The organism is Vibrio sp. D401a (assembly GCF_030248515.1).
Lineage (GTDB): Bacteria > Pseudomonadota > Gammaproteobacteria > Enterobacterales > Vibrionaceae > Vibrio > Vibrio rotiferianus.
The window spans coordinates 144,396-161,356 of sequence record NZ_JAHGAI010000006.1; the positions used below are offsets into that span (position 1 = coordinate 144,396).

14 protein-coding genes are annotated in these 16,961 nt (G+C 46.9%); 4 read left to right on the forward strand and 10 right to left on the reverse strand.

From position 1 onward, the window contains the following. Nucleotides 1-6 precede the first annotated feature (6 nt). The 3 genes from KIV41_RS03740 to KIV41_RS03750 form a co-directional block, all read right to left on the reverse strand. Nucleotides 7-957 (reverse strand): iron chelate uptake ABC transporter family permease subunit, encoded by a 951-nt coding sequence (locus tag KIV41_RS03740; RefSeq protein ID WP_009695905.1) that lies wholly within the window; start codon nucleotides 955-957, stop codon nucleotides 7-9. Then, nucleotides 950-1,906 (reverse strand): ABC transporter permease, encoded by a 957-nt coding sequence (locus KIV41_RS03745; protein WP_005429179.1) that lies wholly within the window; start codon nucleotides 1,904-1,906, stop codon nucleotides 950-952. Before KIV41_RS03745 ends, KIV41_RS03740 begins: the two co-directional genes overlap by 8 nt. A gap of 91 nt (nucleotides 1,907-1,997) precedes the next feature. Then, a complete protein-coding gene (locus tag KIV41_RS03750) occupies nucleotides 1,998-2,918 on the reverse strand; it encodes a siderophore ABC transporter substrate-binding protein (protein WP_005434328.1) in 921 nt (306 codons plus the stop codon). A gap of 220 nt (nucleotides 2,919-3,138) precedes the next feature. On the opposite strand from KIV41_RS03750, the gene KIV41_RS03755 reads away from it, so the two are divergent. The 3 genes from KIV41_RS03755 to KIV41_RS03765 all read left to right on the forward strand — a co-directional run bounded on the left by KIV41_RS03755 (nucleotide 3,139) and on the right by KIV41_RS03765 (nucleotide 6,787). Continuing rightward, nucleotides 3,139-4,080 (forward strand): LysR family transcriptional regulator, encoded by a 942-nt coding sequence (locus KIV41_RS03755; protein ID WP_005434330.1) that lies wholly within the window; start codon nucleotides 3,139-3,141, stop codon nucleotides 4,078-4,080. A gap of 135 nt (nucleotides 4,081-4,215) precedes the next feature. Next, nucleotides 4,216-6,234 carry a TonB-dependent receptor domain-containing protein gene (locus KIV41_RS03760; RefSeq protein WP_285335716.1) on the forward strand — a complete coding sequence of 673 codons (2,019 nt, stop codon included), beginning with the start codon at nucleotides 4,216-4,218 and terminating at the stop codon, nucleotides 6,232-6,234. Between the two features lie 118 nt (nucleotides 6,235-6,352). Beyond that, on the forward strand, nucleotides 6,353-6,787 hold the full coding sequence (locus tag KIV41_RS03765) for an EamA family transporter (RefSeq protein WP_038881239.1): 435 nt from the start codon (nucleotides 6,353-6,355) through the stop codon (nucleotides 6,785-6,787). A gap of 146 nt (nucleotides 6,788-6,933) precedes the next feature. On the opposite strand, the gene KIV41_RS03770 is transcribed toward KIV41_RS03765, so the two are convergent. The 7 genes from KIV41_RS03770 to KIV41_RS03800 form a co-directional block, all read right to left on the reverse strand. After that, nucleotides 6,934-8,088 (reverse strand): winged helix-turn-helix domain-containing protein, encoded by a 1,155-nt coding sequence (locus KIV41_RS03770; protein ID WP_285335717.1) that lies wholly within the window; start codon nucleotides 8,086-8,088, stop codon nucleotides 6,934-6,936. 41 nt (nucleotides 8,089-8,129) lie between these two features. Continuing rightward, complete coding sequence (locus KIV41_RS03775; RefSeq protein ID WP_041056169.1) at nucleotides 8,130-9,314, reverse strand: multidrug effflux MFS transporter; 1,185 nt, start codon at nucleotides 9,312-9,314, stop codon at nucleotides 8,130-8,132. Continuing rightward, on the reverse strand, nucleotides 9,311-9,940 hold the full coding sequence (locus tag KIV41_RS03780; protein WP_285335718.1) for a recombinase family protein: 630 nt from the start codon (nucleotides 9,938-9,940) through the stop codon (nucleotides 9,311-9,313). Before KIV41_RS03780 ends, KIV41_RS03775 begins: the two co-directional genes overlap by 4 nt. Nucleotides 9,941-10,132: 192 nt before the next feature. Beyond that, entirely contained in the window at nucleotides 10,133-11,140 is a 1,008-nt protein-coding gene (locus tag KIV41_RS03785) for a LacI family DNA-binding transcriptional regulator (protein ID WP_285335719.1), read from the reverse strand. Nucleotides 11,141-11,397: 257 nt separating this feature from the next. Continuing rightward, nucleotides 11,398-12,483 (reverse strand): porin, encoded by a 1,086-nt coding sequence (locus tag KIV41_RS03790; RefSeq protein ID WP_009701228.1) that lies wholly within the window; start codon nucleotides 12,481-12,483, stop codon nucleotides 11,398-11,400. Between the two features lie 177 nt (nucleotides 12,484-12,660). Next, on the reverse strand, nucleotides 12,661-13,677 hold the full coding sequence (locus tag KIV41_RS03795; RefSeq protein ID WP_005374772.1) for a nuclear transport factor 2 family protein: 1,017 nt from the start codon (nucleotides 13,675-13,677) through the stop codon (nucleotides 12,661-12,663). 101 nt (nucleotides 13,678-13,778) lie between these two features. After that, the gene (locus KIV41_RS03800; RefSeq protein ID WP_039840592.1) at nucleotides 13,779-15,074 is read right to left on the reverse strand and encodes an MFS transporter; all 1,296 of its coding nucleotides are present in this window, start codon (nucleotides 15,072-15,074) and stop codon (nucleotides 13,779-13,781) included. A gap of 338 nt (nucleotides 15,075-15,412) precedes the next feature. Between KIV41_RS03800 and KIV41_RS03805 the strand changes: the two genes are divergently transcribed. Continuing rightward, nucleotides 15,413-16,954 carry a sodium:solute symporter gene (locus KIV41_RS03805; RefSeq protein ID WP_285335721.1) on the forward strand — a complete coding sequence of 514 codons (1,542 nt, stop codon included), beginning with the start codon at nucleotides 15,413-15,415 and terminating at the stop codon, nucleotides 16,952-16,954. Nucleotides 16,955-16,961 lie beyond the last annotated feature (7 nt).

Sequence of the window (16,961 nt, forward strand, 5' to 3'; positions counted from 1 at the left end):
GAACCCTTAATCGAATTTGTTTTTCATAAGCAGAAGCAAGAAGTAGCCGCCGCCGATAAAGTTGATGATAACGCTGATGGTGGTGTCGAAATCGAACAGGTTTTCAACCACCCATTGACCACCAGACAGCAGTACAACTGACAGTACTGAGCTCGCAACAATCAATAAGCGATGCTGGTAGCCAGTGAAGATTTGGCGAGTCAGAGCCACAACAATCAGACCGAAGAACAAGATTGGACCAATCAATGCGGTCGAGATAGACACCATCAAAGTGATGATGAACATGACTTGCATGGTCAGTTTATGGGTATCCACACCTAGGCTTTTCGCGTTGTCGACGCCAAGCCACATTACGTCCAATTTGTGGGCGATACGCATTAGGTACGCGCCACAAAGCAGCATCGGAACCACACACCAGTACACTAACTCACTGTTGATGTTGTTGAAGCTTGCGAACATTGAACTTTGGATGAAGGTGAACTCATCTGGGTCGGTGATCATGGTGAAGAAGCCGGTGACGCTATTGAACAAGCTGCTCAGTACGATACCAATCAACAACAAGGTGAAGATATTGCGCTGACGACCACGGAAGTAGAAGCTGAACAAGGTCATTGCACACACTATCATGATGCCGGTCGACAACACGAAGTTGAGTTTGCTGTTGATGACTAAAGCACTCAAACCGCCAAACATCACTACAAGCAGCACTTGAATCATCACGTACATGGAATCGAAACCCAGAATCGAAGGGGTGAGGATTCGGTTGTTGGTGATGGTCTGGAAAATCAGTGATGATGACGCAATCGCCATTGCTGCCAAGACAATCGCCAGCACTTTCGGGATACGGCGTGACAAGAAGAACTGGTAGTTATCTGGCGTTAAGCCCTTGCCAATGAACACCGCACAAATCAAAACCGCCGCGATTGCCAGCAGGGTTACTTTCATAGAATCACGCATTCGATTTGTCTCTCAGAACTAGGTAAATGAAGATTGAGCCACCCAAGATGCTGATGATCATCGAAATTGGAATCTCGTAAGGGAAGATGATGAGGCGACCGAGGATGTCGCAAGTAAGCACCAAAATCACACCTGCGTATGCCGTCCAAGGCAAGTTACGACGCATGTTGTCACCAATGAACAGCGACACTAGGTTTGGCACGATAAGCCCGAGAAACGGAATCATACCAACGATCATCACCACCGATGACGACAGCACAGCCACAAGAATGACGCCAACCAATACAATGCGTTGGTAGTTCAAACCAATGTTTTTCGCGAAGCTCTCGCCCACACTCGCCGCGCTAAAGCGGTTGGCGTAAGCGTAAGCCAGAACCGAGACTGGCAGAGCGAGATATAAGAATTCGTAGTTACCACGTAATACCGATGCGAAGTTAGCCACCGTCCATGAACCAAGGGTCTGTACTAGATCGTATTTGTAGGCAATAAAGGTGGTCATGGACGAAACCACGTTGCCGTACATGATGCCTATCAGCGGGACGAGCACGGTGTTCTTAAACTTCAAACGTTGCAAGAAGCGCACGAAGATCACCGTACCAATCACAGAGAAGGCGAAGATGGTGATCAGGTGTACCCAACTGCTCATGTCTGCAAACAGAATCAGCGCGACGATATAACCGAACATCGCCCAATCGACCGTACCCGTGGTAGATGGGGCTGCAAAGCGGTTTTGCACGATCTGCTGCATTATCAAACCTGCAATACTTAAGCCTGCACCAGCTAAGACGATGGCCAACAAGCGGGGTAATCGGCTAACCAGCAAGATGTTCAAACTGTGGCTGTCACCGGCCAAAATCTGCGAGAGAGAAACGTTCGCCACCCCAACCAGTAAAGAGGCGCAGGCGAGTACGACGAGCAATAAAAAAGCCAAGATATGATGTAATTTCATGGTGTATTTATAGGGTGATAAAAACAACAATGACCTTTCGCACCGTGAAGCGGGAAAGGTCATCGATTAGAGTGAGATTGAACCGAATCTGTTAGTTAGCAATGACTTGGTTCAGCTCTTTAATCATGGTTTGCGTCGATTGGTAGCCACCTGCGGTTAAGTACCAAGCCGCTGGGTCCATAAACAGCACGCGGTTGTTTTTCGCTGCTGGTGTGGACTTCACGAGATCGTTGTCGAATAGCTGTTTTGCTTTACCGCTGCTCTGACCGATGGCTTGTTCGCGGTCAAGGATAAGCAGTACCTCAGGTTGCGCATCAGCAATGTATTCGAATGAAATCAGGTTACCGTGAGTGCGTGGTACAGATTTCACGTTCTCAGAAGTCGACGTTGCAAAACCTGCTTCTTCATACACAAATGAGAAACGGCTGTTGGTGCCAAACATCGCCAAGCTGTTACCGCTGTTTGAGACGGTCAGTGTGCGTGGTGGCTGAGCTTCTACTTTTGCGTGCAGGTGATTAATTTGTTCTTGAACGCCTTCAATCAACTGCTCTGCTTGCTCTTCTTTGTCGAAGATGTCACCCAGCGTGCGCCAGTGTTCTTGGGTTGTTTTCCAGTAGTCGGTGGTGTCGATACGGAACATGTAAGTTGGCGCGATGTCGCTCAGATCTTTGTAAATATCTGCCATGCGACCTTCTGCGATGATTAAGTCTGGCTTAAGCATAAACAGCGTTTCGAAGTTCACTTCTTTCACGCTGCCCGTGTTTGCGAACGAGTCGATTTGGAATTTTTCTAGCGATTTTGGCAGCAGCGTCTTTGGCATGCCGACGGGTGTTACGCCCAAAGCATCAATGTAGTCTAAACTGCCGTAACCCAACACAACGACGCGTTGTGGAACGCCATCAATGTCTACTGTGCCCAAGCTGTGTTGGTAGGTTTTAGCCATTGCCCCCATAGGAGCCAATGCAAGCAGCAAAGCTCCCGTTGCTACGCGAAGAGAAGTTTTACCAAACATAATGATTTCCAAAAGGTGCGGTGCAATCTCGCATTAGTGCCTTAAAAACAAATAGTGTCTTAAAAACAAATAATGCTTTAAAAAATAGAGCGCGAGATTAGTCGTAAAGCGGTATAACTTATTTGATTAAAATCAAATAAGAATGATTATTGATTGCAGACACATTAGCAGATAGTCTATATGCAGCAACAGAATTAGCGGAATAGTGAGTATTCAAAAAATGAATTTAGCTCAAGTCGACTTGAACTTATTGTTTATTCTCAAACACCTACTTGAAGAGAAGCATGTTTCCAACACCGCGGTATCGCTCAATATGAGCCAACCATCGGTGAGCCGCTCTTTACAGAAACTCAGAAACTTGTTCAACGATGAGCTGTTAGTACGTACTGCACACGGCTATGAATTGACCCCAAAAGCGGAAGTGATCAAACAAGATTTGAACACGGTGTTAACTGGGCTAGAAAAGCTGATGTACGGCCAGTCATTTGTGCCAGAAAAGAGCAACGGTACGATCCGTTTTTACGGCTTGGTTCCGCAGGTGATTTTCTTACTGCCACCGATTGTTTCGCGCATCCGTGAAGAAGCGCCGAACATGATTGTCGATATTGATTCCATCCCGAAACGCCATTTCGATGCGCTGATCGCAGGGGATGTACATTTTGTGCTCTCAACCGCCGAGCCACCTAGCTCTGAGCAGAATTTGTACCGCATGAAAATTGCCAATCGCGACTACCGATTTTTAATGAGCGAAACTCATCCACTTGCCCATGTTGAGGAGCTGACGGTGGAGATGCTGCTCGATTGCAATTTCGGTCAAATCTCACTTCAAGGTGGCAAAACTCTGTCGATTTATCACCGTTTTGTTGAGCTTGGCGTGGTGGATAAAAAACGCCAATTATCGATTCCTGTTCAGCTTTCAAACTTTAATGCTGCGCCAGCGATTGCTGAGCAAACGGATGTGATTTTCCACTTGCCAACGCCGTTTGCACAAGACGCTTGTCAGGGCAGAAAATTGATCACCAAAACCGTACCAAAAGCGATTCGAATGGACAGTGAATCGGTCTATTTGTACTGGCATAAGCGCTATCATAATGACCCGATGTGTAATTGGGTTAAGTCATTGTTCAAGGAAATATATGGCTCAACTGAGGCTGAATGGTAAAGAATGTTATTATTCATTTTTGACATAGTGGTAATTAATCCTACAAATGCTCGGTTGCTTGTCTTCGTCAAATAAAGGCTATTTAATGCGAACCATTATCATTATAAGTTCCATTAAAATTTATAGGTTTTTACCATGTCGAAGACGACTCCGTTTGCGCCAAAACCATTAGCAGTGGTAATCGGTGCGCTATGTACCTCTTTTTCCGTCTTTGCTGATACAACGCCAATCGAAACCGATGAGCAGCTTGTTGTAACAGCAACTCGTACCCAGATGGAGCTGAAAGACGCTCCAGCTTCTATGTCGGTGATCACCGCTGAAGACATCGAAAACGATCCAGGCATCACGCTGGCGGACATCGTATCTAACGCAACCAGCGTGGAGTCAGACTTCGACAGCACACGTGCAGGTCGCCAGCAAATTTCGATTCGTGGTATGGATTCGAAATACACACTGATCATGGTAAATGGCCGTCGCATGAGTTCGGCAAGTGCGATCGTACGTGGTAACGACTTCGATCTTTCTGCGATCCCAATGGATTCAATTGAGCGAGTAGAGATCATCCGTGGTCCTATGTCGGCGCTTTACGGCTCTGACGGTATGGGCGGTACGATCAACATCATCACTAAGTCACCAAGCAACGATTGGAGCTCGCAACTCAGCCTAGACAACACCACGCCAAACGATGGCAATGGTGGTCAAGAATATACAGTGGGTCTAACGACGTCGGGCGCTTTGATTGAAGACACGCTATTTGCTCGCTTCTCTGTTTCTCAAACGAGCCGCAACGCATGGCAGCCATACTCTGGCGAGAAAGGCGGCATCGACCGTGAAGAGGTCACTGCACTTGAAGATCGCGACAGTTTAGCGGTGTTCGGTACGCTTTCATGGCATTTGGCGGACAATCAATTTATCGACCTTGACCTTGGTTACAGCGACGACGAACGTGATACCGCAGCAGAAAGTGGTACTACGGTTCTGTTCTCGGAGTCTCGCGTTAAACGTAACAGCCAAGCGCTATCGCACACCGGTTTTTGGTCTTGGGGTGATACCCAAGTTCGTTACTCACGTGAAAACGTAGAGAACATTGAAGCGGCAAACGATGGTGCTGATTCAATTGAAGAACTCACACAAATTTTTGAAGCGTCAGCAACGACTTACCTAGGTGAAAGCCATACTGTGACGTTTGGTGTGGACTACCAAACTAGTGAGCTAACTAACCCAGAGCACATCGTGGGTAACAAAGCAGAAGCTTACCAAGGGGCGGTATTTATCCAAGACCAATGGGAAATGACCGATACGCTAATGGCGACGATTGGTGGTCGTTTAGATAAGCACGAGCACTACGGTGAAGAGTTCAGCCCGCGTGTGTACCTAGTACACCAAACAACGGACGACTTGGTACTGAAAGGTGGTGTGGGTAAAGCGTTTAAAGCTCCAACCATGACGCAAAACCACCCAGACTTCTCGATGAGCAGCTGTAAAGGTAACTGTAACATCGTAGGTAACGAAGATCTGGAAGCAGAAACCAGCGTGAACTACGAGTTCTCGGCGTTATACAGCGGTCGTAACTGGAACCTTGAAGGCGCGGTATTCCGTAACGAAATCGAAAACCTAATCGAACAGACAGACATCTTCTGTGAAGTCGGTACGTGGTCGAGTGCAGTGATGAGCTGTATTGATGACAATGGCGATCCAATCGATCGTGAACTGTCTAACCCGTACAAGTCTTACCAAAACGTATCGAAAGCCGTTATTCAAGGTGTGGAGCTAACCGGTAGCATTCAGTTCAATGAGCAATGGGCGATGTCTGGTAACTACACTTACTTAGACACCGAAGATAAGTCGACAGGTGAAGAGCTGAACGAGCGTTACAAGCACTCTGCATTTGCACGCCTAAACTGGTACCCAACTCAAGATTTGAACTTGTTTGCGAGCGCACGCTACCGTGGTGACCGTAAGATTGACTCTCAGCTAACGCAAGACGCTTACACCACGATGGATTTAGGTACGGTTTACCATGTGAACGATGCACTACGTATTCGTGCGGGTATCACTAACTTAACTGATGAAAGTGTATCAAGAGAGCTAGAAAACATCGGTTATGTTGAAGCACCGCGTACTTACTACGTTGGTATGACAGCAGACTTTTAAGCTCTAATTACAGACTGATTCGATTGGATTTAAGTCGAATTTAATCGAAGCAAGACATGGCGTTGCAGTACACTCTGTAACGCCTTTTTTTGCTTTTAGGGATGAATAGGAAAAGACAATGCTTCAAACTTCTTGGTTGTTTTGGGCGCTCATGTCGGCGGTATTTGCGGCGATGACCGCAGTGTTGACCAAACTTGGTGTGGCGAATATCAACTCTGATTTGGCGACCTTTATTCGAACTTGCGTGATTCTTGTTTTGGTTGGTTTGATTGCTTACGCGACCAAGCAGTTCAGTGCTATTGGAGAGATCTCAACCAAAGGCATGGTGTTCTTGGTGCTATCGGGTTTAGCGACAGGTGCATCGTGGCTGTGTTATTTCCGCGCCATGTCATTGGGGCAAGCCTCTCAAGTTGCGCCGATCGACAAACTAAGCGTGGTGCTGGTGGCCATATTCAGTGTGGTTTTACTGGGAGAAAAGCTCAGCATGATCAACTGGATGGGGATTGGCTTGATCACTGTTGGCGTGATTCTGGTGAGCCTACAAAGTTCTTAAAGGTCACTATCACCTAAGTATTTCGTCTCTTGGAATAGCGAGAGACGGATGTAATTCAGAATCGATATGCAGAGTGCATGGGCTTGAAGAGAACAGTTTGGTTTCTCAGCACTTTGCTATTAGATTCTTCGGGCCGGTTCCTTTCATTACGTTCTTTGACCCACTTTCTGAATCACAAACGTTTGGCACTGATTAAACAGCGCGAAAGCTTGTAGTTCCTCTTCTAAGGCGACGAAAAACGCTTCTCTGTCTTTGAGTGAAGGCTCGGTAACTAGGTTGAGAACGTTCAGCGTTGAACTGGTTTTATCCACTTTGCAGTCGGCGCGCGCGACCAGTTTCCCATCCCACAATATTGGCAAACAAAAATAACCGAACTGGCGTTTTGGCTCTGGAACATAACACTCTAGCAAGTAATCAAAGTTGAAAATTGCGCTGGCGCGTTTTCGTTGGATAAGCAGGTTATCAAATGGGGAAAGGATTTTAGCGCGTTTGCGATTGAGCCGTTTGTCGAGCAAGTTCAGTGCATCGCTACAGGCATAGTAAGCTAAATTGTTGATGCTAATGGCTTCAATCTCACCCAAATCGACCAATTCGGACAGAGCTTGTTGTACCTGCTTCTTAACTCCTTTCAGTAGGTAAACCATTTCAGGCAAAGTACCGAACCCATGAGATTTCAGATAATTGAGGACTAAGAATCGCGCGTGTTCTTGCTCGGTTGGCATCGATGTATCAACGTCTTGAGGCAGAACATGTGAGGTTAGGTCGTACACTTTCTGGAAACCACGACGTTCGCTTATCATCAAATCGCCCTGCATGTATAAGTTCTCTAGGGCGCGTTTGGTTGGCTTAGTATTCCAGCCATCGGTCTTATGGTTGGCAGATTCGAAGTCCTTTGCCATCAATGGGCCTTCTTGCTCAATTCTCTTCAAGATAGACGCCATTAAGTCGTGGTCTTTTTTGTACCAATGCTTTTGCTGATCGGATTTGATCGCCGCTTTGCGAGGCAAGCTATGACGGTATTGCGACATAGGTAAATACGCCGCCGCATGAGACCAATATTCGAAGACTTTCTTTTCTGCCACCAGTTGGTCTAGGTGCTCAAGTTGGTAGCTTGGGTTTCGGCTCCACAAAGTATGATGGTGAGCGCGCTGAACGACAGAAATCGTATCAATCTGCACATAGCCCAGTTGCTCAAAGACGGCTAAGGTCTTCGCTTTGGCGCTACCTTTGTTGCTTGTTAGTGGCAACCCTTGAGAGAGCAGAGCCAATTTCTGTGCTTGATCAAGATTGAGTGATTTCATGTCGTTATTTGTCTTCCTTGTTACTTTATATTGCCCGGACTCTATTGCTCGGAAGGTTGCTCAGTGGCAAAGCCTCGCAGAACGTTGGTCAGTGTGATGGTCGCAAAGACCACAATCACCAATGACAGATGCCACGCTTGGCTTAATCCGAGTTGCACCAATGCCATACTCACAATCGATGACACCACCATTTGCCCACCACCCGACATCGCCGCAGCTGCACCTGCTTGTTTCTTATAGGGTTGCATTACCATGGCTTGAGCACAAGGTAGAGCGATAGCATTGCCTAAAATCATCAGCAGTTGGCCAAGCATTAAATACAGCGGCTCAACAGGGCAGAAGAACAGCCACGCTGCGGAACTGACGTGCAGGATTGGTGTGACCAATAGCATCTTTTTCGTGCCGATGATTGGACGAACACGGTTACAGATACTGGTGCCGCAAATCATGCCGAACGCCGGAATCAATGCCCACATCGCGTATTGATCGGATGTCATGCCGATTTGGTTTTGCATGATAAAAGGCATCACCGAAACGGTTGTGATCATCAAGCTGAAGTTAAGCCAACCAATACTGGCAAAGCTCATAAAGTAACGAGAAGTCAGTAAGTCACGATATTGCAGCAGCATCTTTTTCGGTGATGGCAACGCAGAGGTTTGTGTGATGGTTTCTTGGAAACGAAATACGATCACAGTCCAAGCCAACAATACGTAACCCAACAGCGAGATAAACACCATAGTCCAGCCGAAGTGGGCGTTAATGAAACCACCAATAACCGGAGCAACTAATGGTGTGATAGAGGCAGCCATCGCAATGTAGGACAAAGCGATAGGGAGCTCAGGACCATTAAAACGATCGCGAGTTGACGCTCGGGCTAACACCGCACAACAGCCAGTGCCTAAACCTTGCAGAAAACGGCCTGCGACCATGCCAGTGAAAGTGTGGCTTAGGAAGATGATCATCAACAGGCCGAGCATGGCAATCAACAAGCCAGCTAACAGCACCTTTTTGCGGCCTAACGCATCGGATACTGGGCCATAGATAAACTGAGACGGGCCAAAACCAAGTAAGTAAACACTGACCAACAGCTGAGCTTGGTCGAGAGAAATATCGAAATCTTTGGCGATCCAAGGCAGGGATGGGAACACCAAGCCCATGCTGAGCTGACCAACACTGATGATAAGACACGCCAGCAAGATGGTTTTAAATTCAATCGGTCGACTCATGATTTTTCACCATCGCCACGGCGACGCAGGCTTCCTTCCTCATCAAATTCATTCAATTTGGCTTTCACTCGTTTGACCGTCGATAGGCTGACTTCGCATTGCTCTGCGACGTTTTGTAGCGTATTGCCTTCCAGAAGCAAAGTCGCAATGTGTTGATGTTTCGCTTTATCTGCTGGACGACCTCGGAATTTCTGCTTCCACATCTGTGGGTCGTCTTTTAGCGCTTTTCGGCCTTGTTCTGCGGCGAACAAGCGATGTTGAGTTTGCACTTGTCCGTAGCCAGAAAGCAGCGAAAGCAAGGTTTGCGTTTGTACGGAACCGGGTTCAAAAGTCAGTGGTTCACAAACGGTTTTTAGGGTGACGCCTTTGTTAAGCAGAGTTTGAATCGTGCTTAGTGCTTGGCTGAAGTCTCGGCCAAAGGCGGTTAGCCACCAAAGTACAACGGTGTCACCGGTTTGCACGGTAGTTAAGAGCTGTTGAAAGGCTTGTCGCTCGGCTGGTGGCGTGCAGCCGCGTACCTTGTCTTCAAGGTGAATTGCTTCAGGAGCAAAGGCTTTCAAAGCGTTGAGCTGCTCAGGGTAAGCTCGGTTTTTTGGCGAGTGCCGCGTATAGAGAAAGGTAGCCATGGGTGCAATGCGTCTCTTGAAATTGGTTCACATACTGTAATGGTCCATAAATATACAGAGGTTCATTAGTAACCACAACACCAAATGAACCATTGGCTCGAAATCTTAGAAGTAGAAGTAAAAGATGAGAGGCGAGAGAAAGAAGAAATGAGGGAATAAAAAAGCCAACCGCTTGGGTTGGCTTCTCTGGGATTAGGCTTTGGTTGTGCTGCGCTCTATCAATTTGACTGGCACCATCATCTTCACCAAGCTGCTGTTTTTATTGTTGATTTGATCAACGATAATTTTCACACACTCACGCGCTAGACGACGGAAGTCTTGGCGGAAAGTAGTCAGTTGGTAGCTCAACCATTCCGTTTGTGGAATGTTGTCGAAGCCGATGACTTTCAGATCTTGCGGGATACGAATACTACACTCAATACGTGCAATATCCATTACCGCCATTGCAAGGTTGTCGGTTGCACAGAACACGGCTTCTGGACGATTCTTATCGGCCAGCATCGCACGTACTTTATCCAGCGAACTTGCGTAGTCGTAGCTCGCTTCAATAATGCGCGGGGTTTTGCCCGTTAAGTCTTCAAACTCAGAGCTGAAGCCACTTTGACGCTCGTCGTTGGTAAAGGTTGGTACTTCACCCGTCAGGTAAACCGCGTTTTTCACCCCGCTTTCGTGCAGCAGTTGTGCCGCTTGTTGACCAGCTTCGTAGTTGTCACTGATAACGTAACTGCTCTTTGTGCCTTCTACGACGCGTGCGTACTGAACGATAGGGATGTTGAACTCTTCACACTCCTCATACAGTGATTTGTTGAAGGTAGCGGAAGCGGCAATGACACCATCTACACGGTATTGGAAGATGTTCGGGATCGAGTGGTTGTCTTCATCATCCACTTGCCATGGAATCAACACCGCTGAGTAGCCTTGCTTCTGCAATTCACTTGAAATCAATTGAAGTGTTTTCATGTGGATAGGGTAGTCCGCATCTGGGAATACCAAACCGATCAACTTAGATTCGTTGGTGGTCAAGCTACGTGCAAAAGCATTTGGACGGTAGTTTAGGGCTTTCGCGGCTTCGAAGACCTTTTGCTTGGTCTTTTCAGATACTGAGCTGCCCGGAACAAACACACGCGATACAGTAGATTGAGAAACGCCAGCCAGTTTGGCAACGTCCTTCGATGTTACGGTTTGTTTTGCAGGATTCATGTGAGTTGATTCATAAGTCAGTTTAACTGTGACTAGGTTAACACAAATAGGTACGTAGTCATAAAGAGAAATAAGCAAGATTTAAGTAAATAAAGGGTTAGATTGTCTTTGGTGGCGCAATTTGGGTAGTACCCAAGTCACATTTCATGTTTTGCATACGAAAAAAGCCTTACCCAAAAAAGGTAAGGCTTGCTCTTATTTCCCATTTCCACTAAATCGAATAAGTTACGTAACCGGAATAACTTATCTCGTGGTTATCAGAAGTAGTAGCGAATACCTGCCGCGAATTGATCATCACGGTTTTCGAATTTGCTGCCATCGTACTGATCTTTACCTAGGTCGAACTGGTATTCAGTCCAAACTAGGAATTTGTTCTTCTGGAAGTGGTATTCAAGACCAGGAATCAGCAAGTTACGCTCATAACCTTGTGTCTCGTCACCGCGATCTTCCATGTAGTTGTAGTTCAACGTTGGGCGTAAGCCGTTATCGAAGTGGTAGTAAGTGTAGATTTCGCCACCTAGGGTATCGAACATTACGTCCGTACCGCCTTGGCTCACTGCTTCCCAGTTTTCGCCAACGTGGAAAGTCGCACCCGCGTAGAAGCCACCGTTGCTGTAGTTTGCGCCCAATAGCATGATGCGCATGTTGTCGCCGTTTTCTACGCCAACCACGCTTGCGTCTAGATCCGCAACTTCATTTTGATGGTAAGCCGCACCCAGTGTTACGCCATCAACCGGTTTGTAAGTGATAGACGCACCCATGCCGTTTTTCAGTGAGGCTGTCGCATTATTTGCTAGAGCAACATCTTCACGCGTGGTTTGGTAAGTAAAGCCGTAGCTCACTTTTTCATTAATTGAATTACGGTACGTAATTGAGTTTTCTGCACGACCAGCACCGGATGCGATACCCCAGTCAGCTAGGTTGTAAACACCTGAGCCACGAGTACCGAATACACGACCTAAATCGGTGTACCATGCTACGTCGTAGAAGGTAGACCACTGCTTAGTACCCGCAGCAATCTTGCCGTATTTTTCGTGATCAACACCTGCGTATAGCAAGCGGTCGTAAATGTTGTCGCCGTTCGCGCCAGAGTTGTAGCCCCATTCCGCGTGACCGAAACCAGTCCAGCCGTTATCCAGACCCATTTGGCCTTTCAAACCGAAACGTGAGCTGCCGCTGTTCCATTCGCCGTTGTCATCACCGCCACGGTCTTGGTAGCGAAGATCGAAACGGCCATCGATGGTTAGGCTGTCGCCAGCGTCATTAACAAAAGTGTGTGCAGCAAAGGCTGAGCTAGAAGTAAGCGCTGCTAAAATCACTGCAGAAAGGGTCGACTTTTTCATCATCAATCTCATTATTCAGGGCGCAGAAAGCCACCGTGCGTTCATGCCCGTTTTGAATAAGGGTTCTATCTTGAGGTTGTGCCCCATCCTTGAGGCACGAGTTGGGAGCATGTCACCTGAACCGAGAGGGGATTCAGGCAACATAAAGGCGGGTTGAAAATCCGCCCCTAGGACTTCTTATAGAGAAGGGTTTAGGATCTGCTGAGTACGCTCGAACACGTCTAGACCTTGCTGTTTTAGCCAGTAAGGAAGGTCGATCAGTACCCAGTTCTCAGATAGCTTGTCGCCGTCACGGTAGTAAACGTCAACCACTTGCATGTCTGCACGTACTTCACCACCTGTCATACCTAGGAAACCACCGATTGGCGTGTTAGATAGGTTTGGCCAGCCGAAGAAACAAGAGAAGTTACCTTCTGCGAAACGACATACGTGGCCGTTAAACTTCTTGTCTTTCAGGTTGTTACGGAACGGCAATTGGTGCTGCTGTTGGTAACGAGGAATTGTGTAAGACGCACCGATACCACATGGACCGTACCAGATCATGTCTTTAGACCAGCTCTTCTCAAGAACTTCTGGTGGGCAACCCATAGCGCCGCTGTCGTTCAGTGCAGATAGGTCATCAACCATCTTGTTCACTAGTGCTAGTGTTGCTACGCCTTCTTCTGGTGCTGCGTCTTCGAACAGTAGACCGTCGTGGTTACGAGGACCAGGGTATACGAAGTGCTTACCTGTTGATGGTGGTAGTGGGTAACAACCCGCTTGGTCCATCGCGCCTAGAAGGTCTAGGAATAGGCCAGTCTTAGTGATCTTGCCGTTTTCAACACAGTTAAATTCTGCGTAACGGATATTCATGATTTTGCCAGTTGGGCGCATGCCTAGGTATTCAGCGTCGAATAGACCCATGAAGTGACCCATGCTCATTACCCAGATTTCACCTGATGTTACTTCGTTCTCACCACCGATGAAGATGTCTTGACGACGCTGCATGCGAGTCATTGATTTCATCAAAGGAGCCCAGAAAACATCAGCCGCTGCTTGAGCGCCTTGTTGCTCACGGAATGGGTAAACACCACGCCATAGGTAATCTTCTGAAGTGTGTGCTTTTAGTACTTCTGCCACGTTCTCGTGAGTTGCGTTTTCCATTGCGCTGAAGTATTCACGTACAACGCGTTTCGCTTCTTGATATTTAGACATAATAAACTCTCTTATTTGCTGTCGAGTCGGCTTTGGGAACAGGACTCGAAATTAAGTTTTTTCATCCGGCCGGGGAGCCAGCCGGAGTTTTTGAAATTCAGTTACGCTTTTGCTGCTTCGGCTTTTTTGCTCTTATCGAACACGCCGCCTTTTAGTGTCTCTGGCAGTGATAGCCATAGAAGACCAGCAAGGATCCATACGATTGGTGAACCCCACATTGCGGTTTGTAGGTCGGTACGTTCTTGGATGAAGATAAGTACCATTGGTGCCCACATACCGAGGATACGACCACCGTGGAATAGCGCCGCGCCGTAGCTACGTAGGTGTGCTGGGAACAGTTCTGAGAAGTAACCACCCCATACCGCTGAAGAAGACAGACCGAAGTTGTAAATCAGACCAAGTAGAGCCAGCATGTTTAGACCGCCAATCACCATGTCGCCAGGTGCAACAAAGAAGATTGAAACCATGATGCCCGCTAGGATGAAGCCAAACGCGTTCACCTTACGACCGAATTTGTCAGCTACCCAACCCCAGAACCACGCACCAAACAATGAACCAAATGCTGAGATAGAGAAGATGAGACCGATGGTTGCACCGTCGAACATACGTACATCACGTAGGTAAGTGGTTACGAAGCCACCAAAGAATTGGAAACCGTAGAAGTTAAGGCCAGCCAGTAATAGACACGTTAATGTGATCTTACGGTAAGGCTTGCTTAGCATTTCGCCCCAAGAGCCTTTTTTCGCTGGTGCATTTGATTCTTCTACTTTTGCTTGCTCTTCTTCACCGTAAGCGATCACTTTGCTGTCGCTAGGTAGTACAAAGATCATGACCACAGCGGCTGCCAATGGTGGGATACCACCTACAAGCATTAGGCTTTCCCATGGTGCATCAATGCTTGCAATAAATGCTGCATACGCACCCATTACCATCAGTGCTACAGAGAACATAGAAGACGCGAATGCCGTCAACTTACCACGTACCGTTGGCGTAAATAGGCCGATCATTAGGCTTACTGCCACGGTGAAGTAACCACCCAGTGACAAACCAATGATGAAACGCATTGCTGCCCATGTTGTGTAGTCGGTGAACATCATATTGATGATTGTTGCGCCACCGTTTAGGGCTGTGATGGTAATAAGAGTGGATTTCTTACCAAATTTTGTTGCGAACCAAGCACAGCTCAATGCACCGATAAGTGCACCAACCGACTGCCATGTATAGAACTGGGCAGTGTCTGACAGGCTAATACCATCATACGCTTCAACGATGTATGGGCGTACGTAGTCAATAATTACAAAGTTATAACAATAGAAAAAGTAACCAACCAGTATCGCTAGATAGGCAGCTACCCTTTGAATCATAGGAACTTCGCTCATGTGTCTTTTGGCATTCATGACCGATAAACCTCTATTTCACTTAGGATTTGTTGCTATTCAAACTTAATGAACACGATCTTATTTGGATCATCTTCGATTTCGTGTCGGGGTGAATCATAGTTTTTTTAAGGTTATTAGATCCGTGATCAAAATCAATTTTAAAATGAATGCGTACCCATTTTGTGGGTTTTAGTGACAAGGATCTCACTAATCGGCGTTTTTGGCGATTTTGAATACATTTTCGCCTATATTGGTGATAGTAATCACACTTATAGTGGGATTGTCGTTTAAAAATGCCTTTTTACAGTAATATCTGGGCATAATAATTAGCTACCCAGAATTAGGAAAACCTTAAAATGGTTACGTACTCAAGTTTTGTGGTGATTGCGTTATATGTGGCAATTACCATACTAATCAGCTATTTAGTGAATAAGCGCTACAGCAATGGTGGCGACTTTTCCACGGGTGGAAAGCAATTTGGCTGGTTTACGGCGGGTGTTTCGATACTTGCGACTTACATTAGTGCGATGACGTTTGTAGGGATGCCTGGTTGGGTTTATAGCTCTGGCATGGAAGCGATGAGTATTCACCTTAACTATCCCATCGTTATCTTTTTCACTGTTATTTTCTTTGTGCCTGTCTTCTATAAGCTGGGCCTGACTTCGATTTATGAATACCTTGAGCACCGCTTTGGGGTGTATGCAAGAACCATCAACTCGATTGTGTTCATTGTGGTTCAATGTATCTCAGCGGGTGTGATTTTGTATGCCGTGGCGCTGATCTTAGTGCAAGTTCTGCCTATCAGTATTTCTGAAGCCATTATCTACATTAGTATTTTCACCGCTTGCTATACCTATGCGGGCGGGATTTCCACGGTTATCTGGACCGATATGTTGCAATCTGCAGTATTGGTTGCGGGCAGCATCGCTATCTTTGCCATTCTAATGACAGAGATTAATGCGGCAGATTACCTTTCTCGTGATCACCTGAATATCATCAACTTAGATTTTGATTTGGGCGTAGATACCACACTCTGGGCTGGCGTGGTTGCTGTGAGCTTTTTGCATTTGAGTGTGTACGGCACCAACCAATTGATCATCCAACGCACGTTAGCGACGAGATGTGAAAAGACGGCGCAGAAGTCGATGCTGTTGTGTGGTTACGGTGCGTTTTTCGTGTACTTGTTCTTCGCGGTACTCGGTGTTCTTTTGAGTGTTTTCTATCAAGATCAATCGTTTGAAAACAGCAATGAAGTGATTTTGGATTTCGTCTTCAACCACACTAACCCAATCGTCGTTGGTTTGATCATTTCCGCGTTGGCGGCGGCCGCAATGTCGACCTTGGATTCGACCTACAACTCAATGGCGACCGTCGCAACGTTCGATATCTACAAGCGTTTCGTTCGCAAAAGTGCCGATGATGAGCACTACGAAAAAGTCGCAAGAAAGATGAGCTTGCTTGCGGCGGCCATGGTGGTAGTGCCAGCTCTTCTTGCTGTATCGAATGAATCGGTACTCAAAACCATCGCTAGTCTGACTTCTATCTTTGTTGGTATCCGTTTGGGTTCATTCGTGCTTGGTTTATTCTGGGCGAAAGCCAATGAGAAAGGCGTGATCGTTGGCAGTATCATGAGTGTGATTGCGGTGTTTACTGCGATGTATCTCGACGTGGCTTGGCCGTGGTTCGCGCCAATTGGTACGTTTGTCTTCCTTTTGTTTGGTGTGTTAGTGAGTCGTCGTTGGGGCGCTGTGACTGTCGAACAACAAATCTTTATCAATAATCAAAAACATCTTTTTGCAAAGCCAACCGCGAGCCATTACGGGCTATTGGTGTTCGCTGTGGCGACCATCGCCGCTTGTATGGTTCTCCCTGATTGGCTTTATGCTGCATTGTCGTAATAGGTAA

What these genes read in the sequence shown, in the direction of transcription:
- KIV41_RS03740 (WP_009695905.1), bottom strand. Translation starts at nt 957, where the DNA reads ATGCGTGATTCTATGAAAGTAACCCTGCTGGCAATCGCGGCGGTTTTG.
- KIV41_RS03745 (WP_005429179.1), bottom strand. Translation starts at nt 1,906, where the DNA reads ATGAAATTACATCATATCTTGGCTTTTTTATTGCTCGTCGTACTCGCC.
- KIV41_RS03750 (WP_005434328.1), bottom strand. Translation starts at nt 2,918, where the DNA reads ATGTTTGGTAAAACTTCTCTTCGCGTAGCAACGGGAGCTTTGCTGCTT.
- KIV41_RS03755 (WP_005434330.1), top strand. Translation starts at nt 3,139, where the DNA reads ATGAATTTAGCTCAAGTCGACTTGAACTTATTGTTTATTCTCAAACAC.
- KIV41_RS03760 (WP_285335716.1), top strand. Translation starts at nt 4,216, where the DNA reads ATGTCGAAGACGACTCCGTTTGCGCCAAAACCATTAGCAGTGGTAATC.
- KIV41_RS03765 (WP_038881239.1), top strand. Translation starts at nt 6,353, where the DNA reads ATGCTTCAAACTTCTTGGTTGTTTTGGGCGCTCATGTCGGCGGTATTT.
- KIV41_RS03770 (WP_285335717.1), bottom strand. Translation starts at nt 8,088, where the DNA reads ATGAAATCACTCAATCTTGATCAAGCACAGAAATTGGCTCTGCTCTCT.
- KIV41_RS03775 (WP_041056169.1), bottom strand. Translation starts at nt 9,314, where the DNA reads ATGAGTCGACCGATTGAATTTAAAACCATCTTGCTGGCGTGTCTTATC.
- KIV41_RS03780 (WP_285335718.1), bottom strand. Translation starts at nt 9,940, where the DNA reads ATGGCTACCTTTCTCTATACGCGGCACTCGCCAAAAAACCGAGCTTAC.
- KIV41_RS03785 (WP_285335719.1), bottom strand. Translation starts at nt 11,140, where the DNA reads ATGAATCCTGCAAAACAAACCGTAACATCGAAGGACGTTGCCAAACTG.
- KIV41_RS03790 (WP_009701228.1), bottom strand. Translation starts at nt 12,483, where the DNA reads ATGAAAAAGTCGACCCTTTCTGCAGTGATTTTAGCAGCGCTTACTTCT.
- KIV41_RS03795 (WP_005374772.1), bottom strand. Translation starts at nt 13,677, where the DNA reads ATGTCTAAATATCAAGAAGCGAAACGCGTTGTACGTGAATACTTCAGC.
- KIV41_RS03800 (WP_039840592.1), bottom strand. Translation starts at nt 15,074, where the DNA reads ATGAATGCCAAAAGACACATGAGCGAAGTTCCTATGATTCAAAGGGTA.
- KIV41_RS03805 (WP_285335721.1), top strand. Translation starts at nt 15,413, where the DNA reads ATGGTTACGTACTCAAGTTTTGTGGTGATTGCGTTATATGTGGCAATT.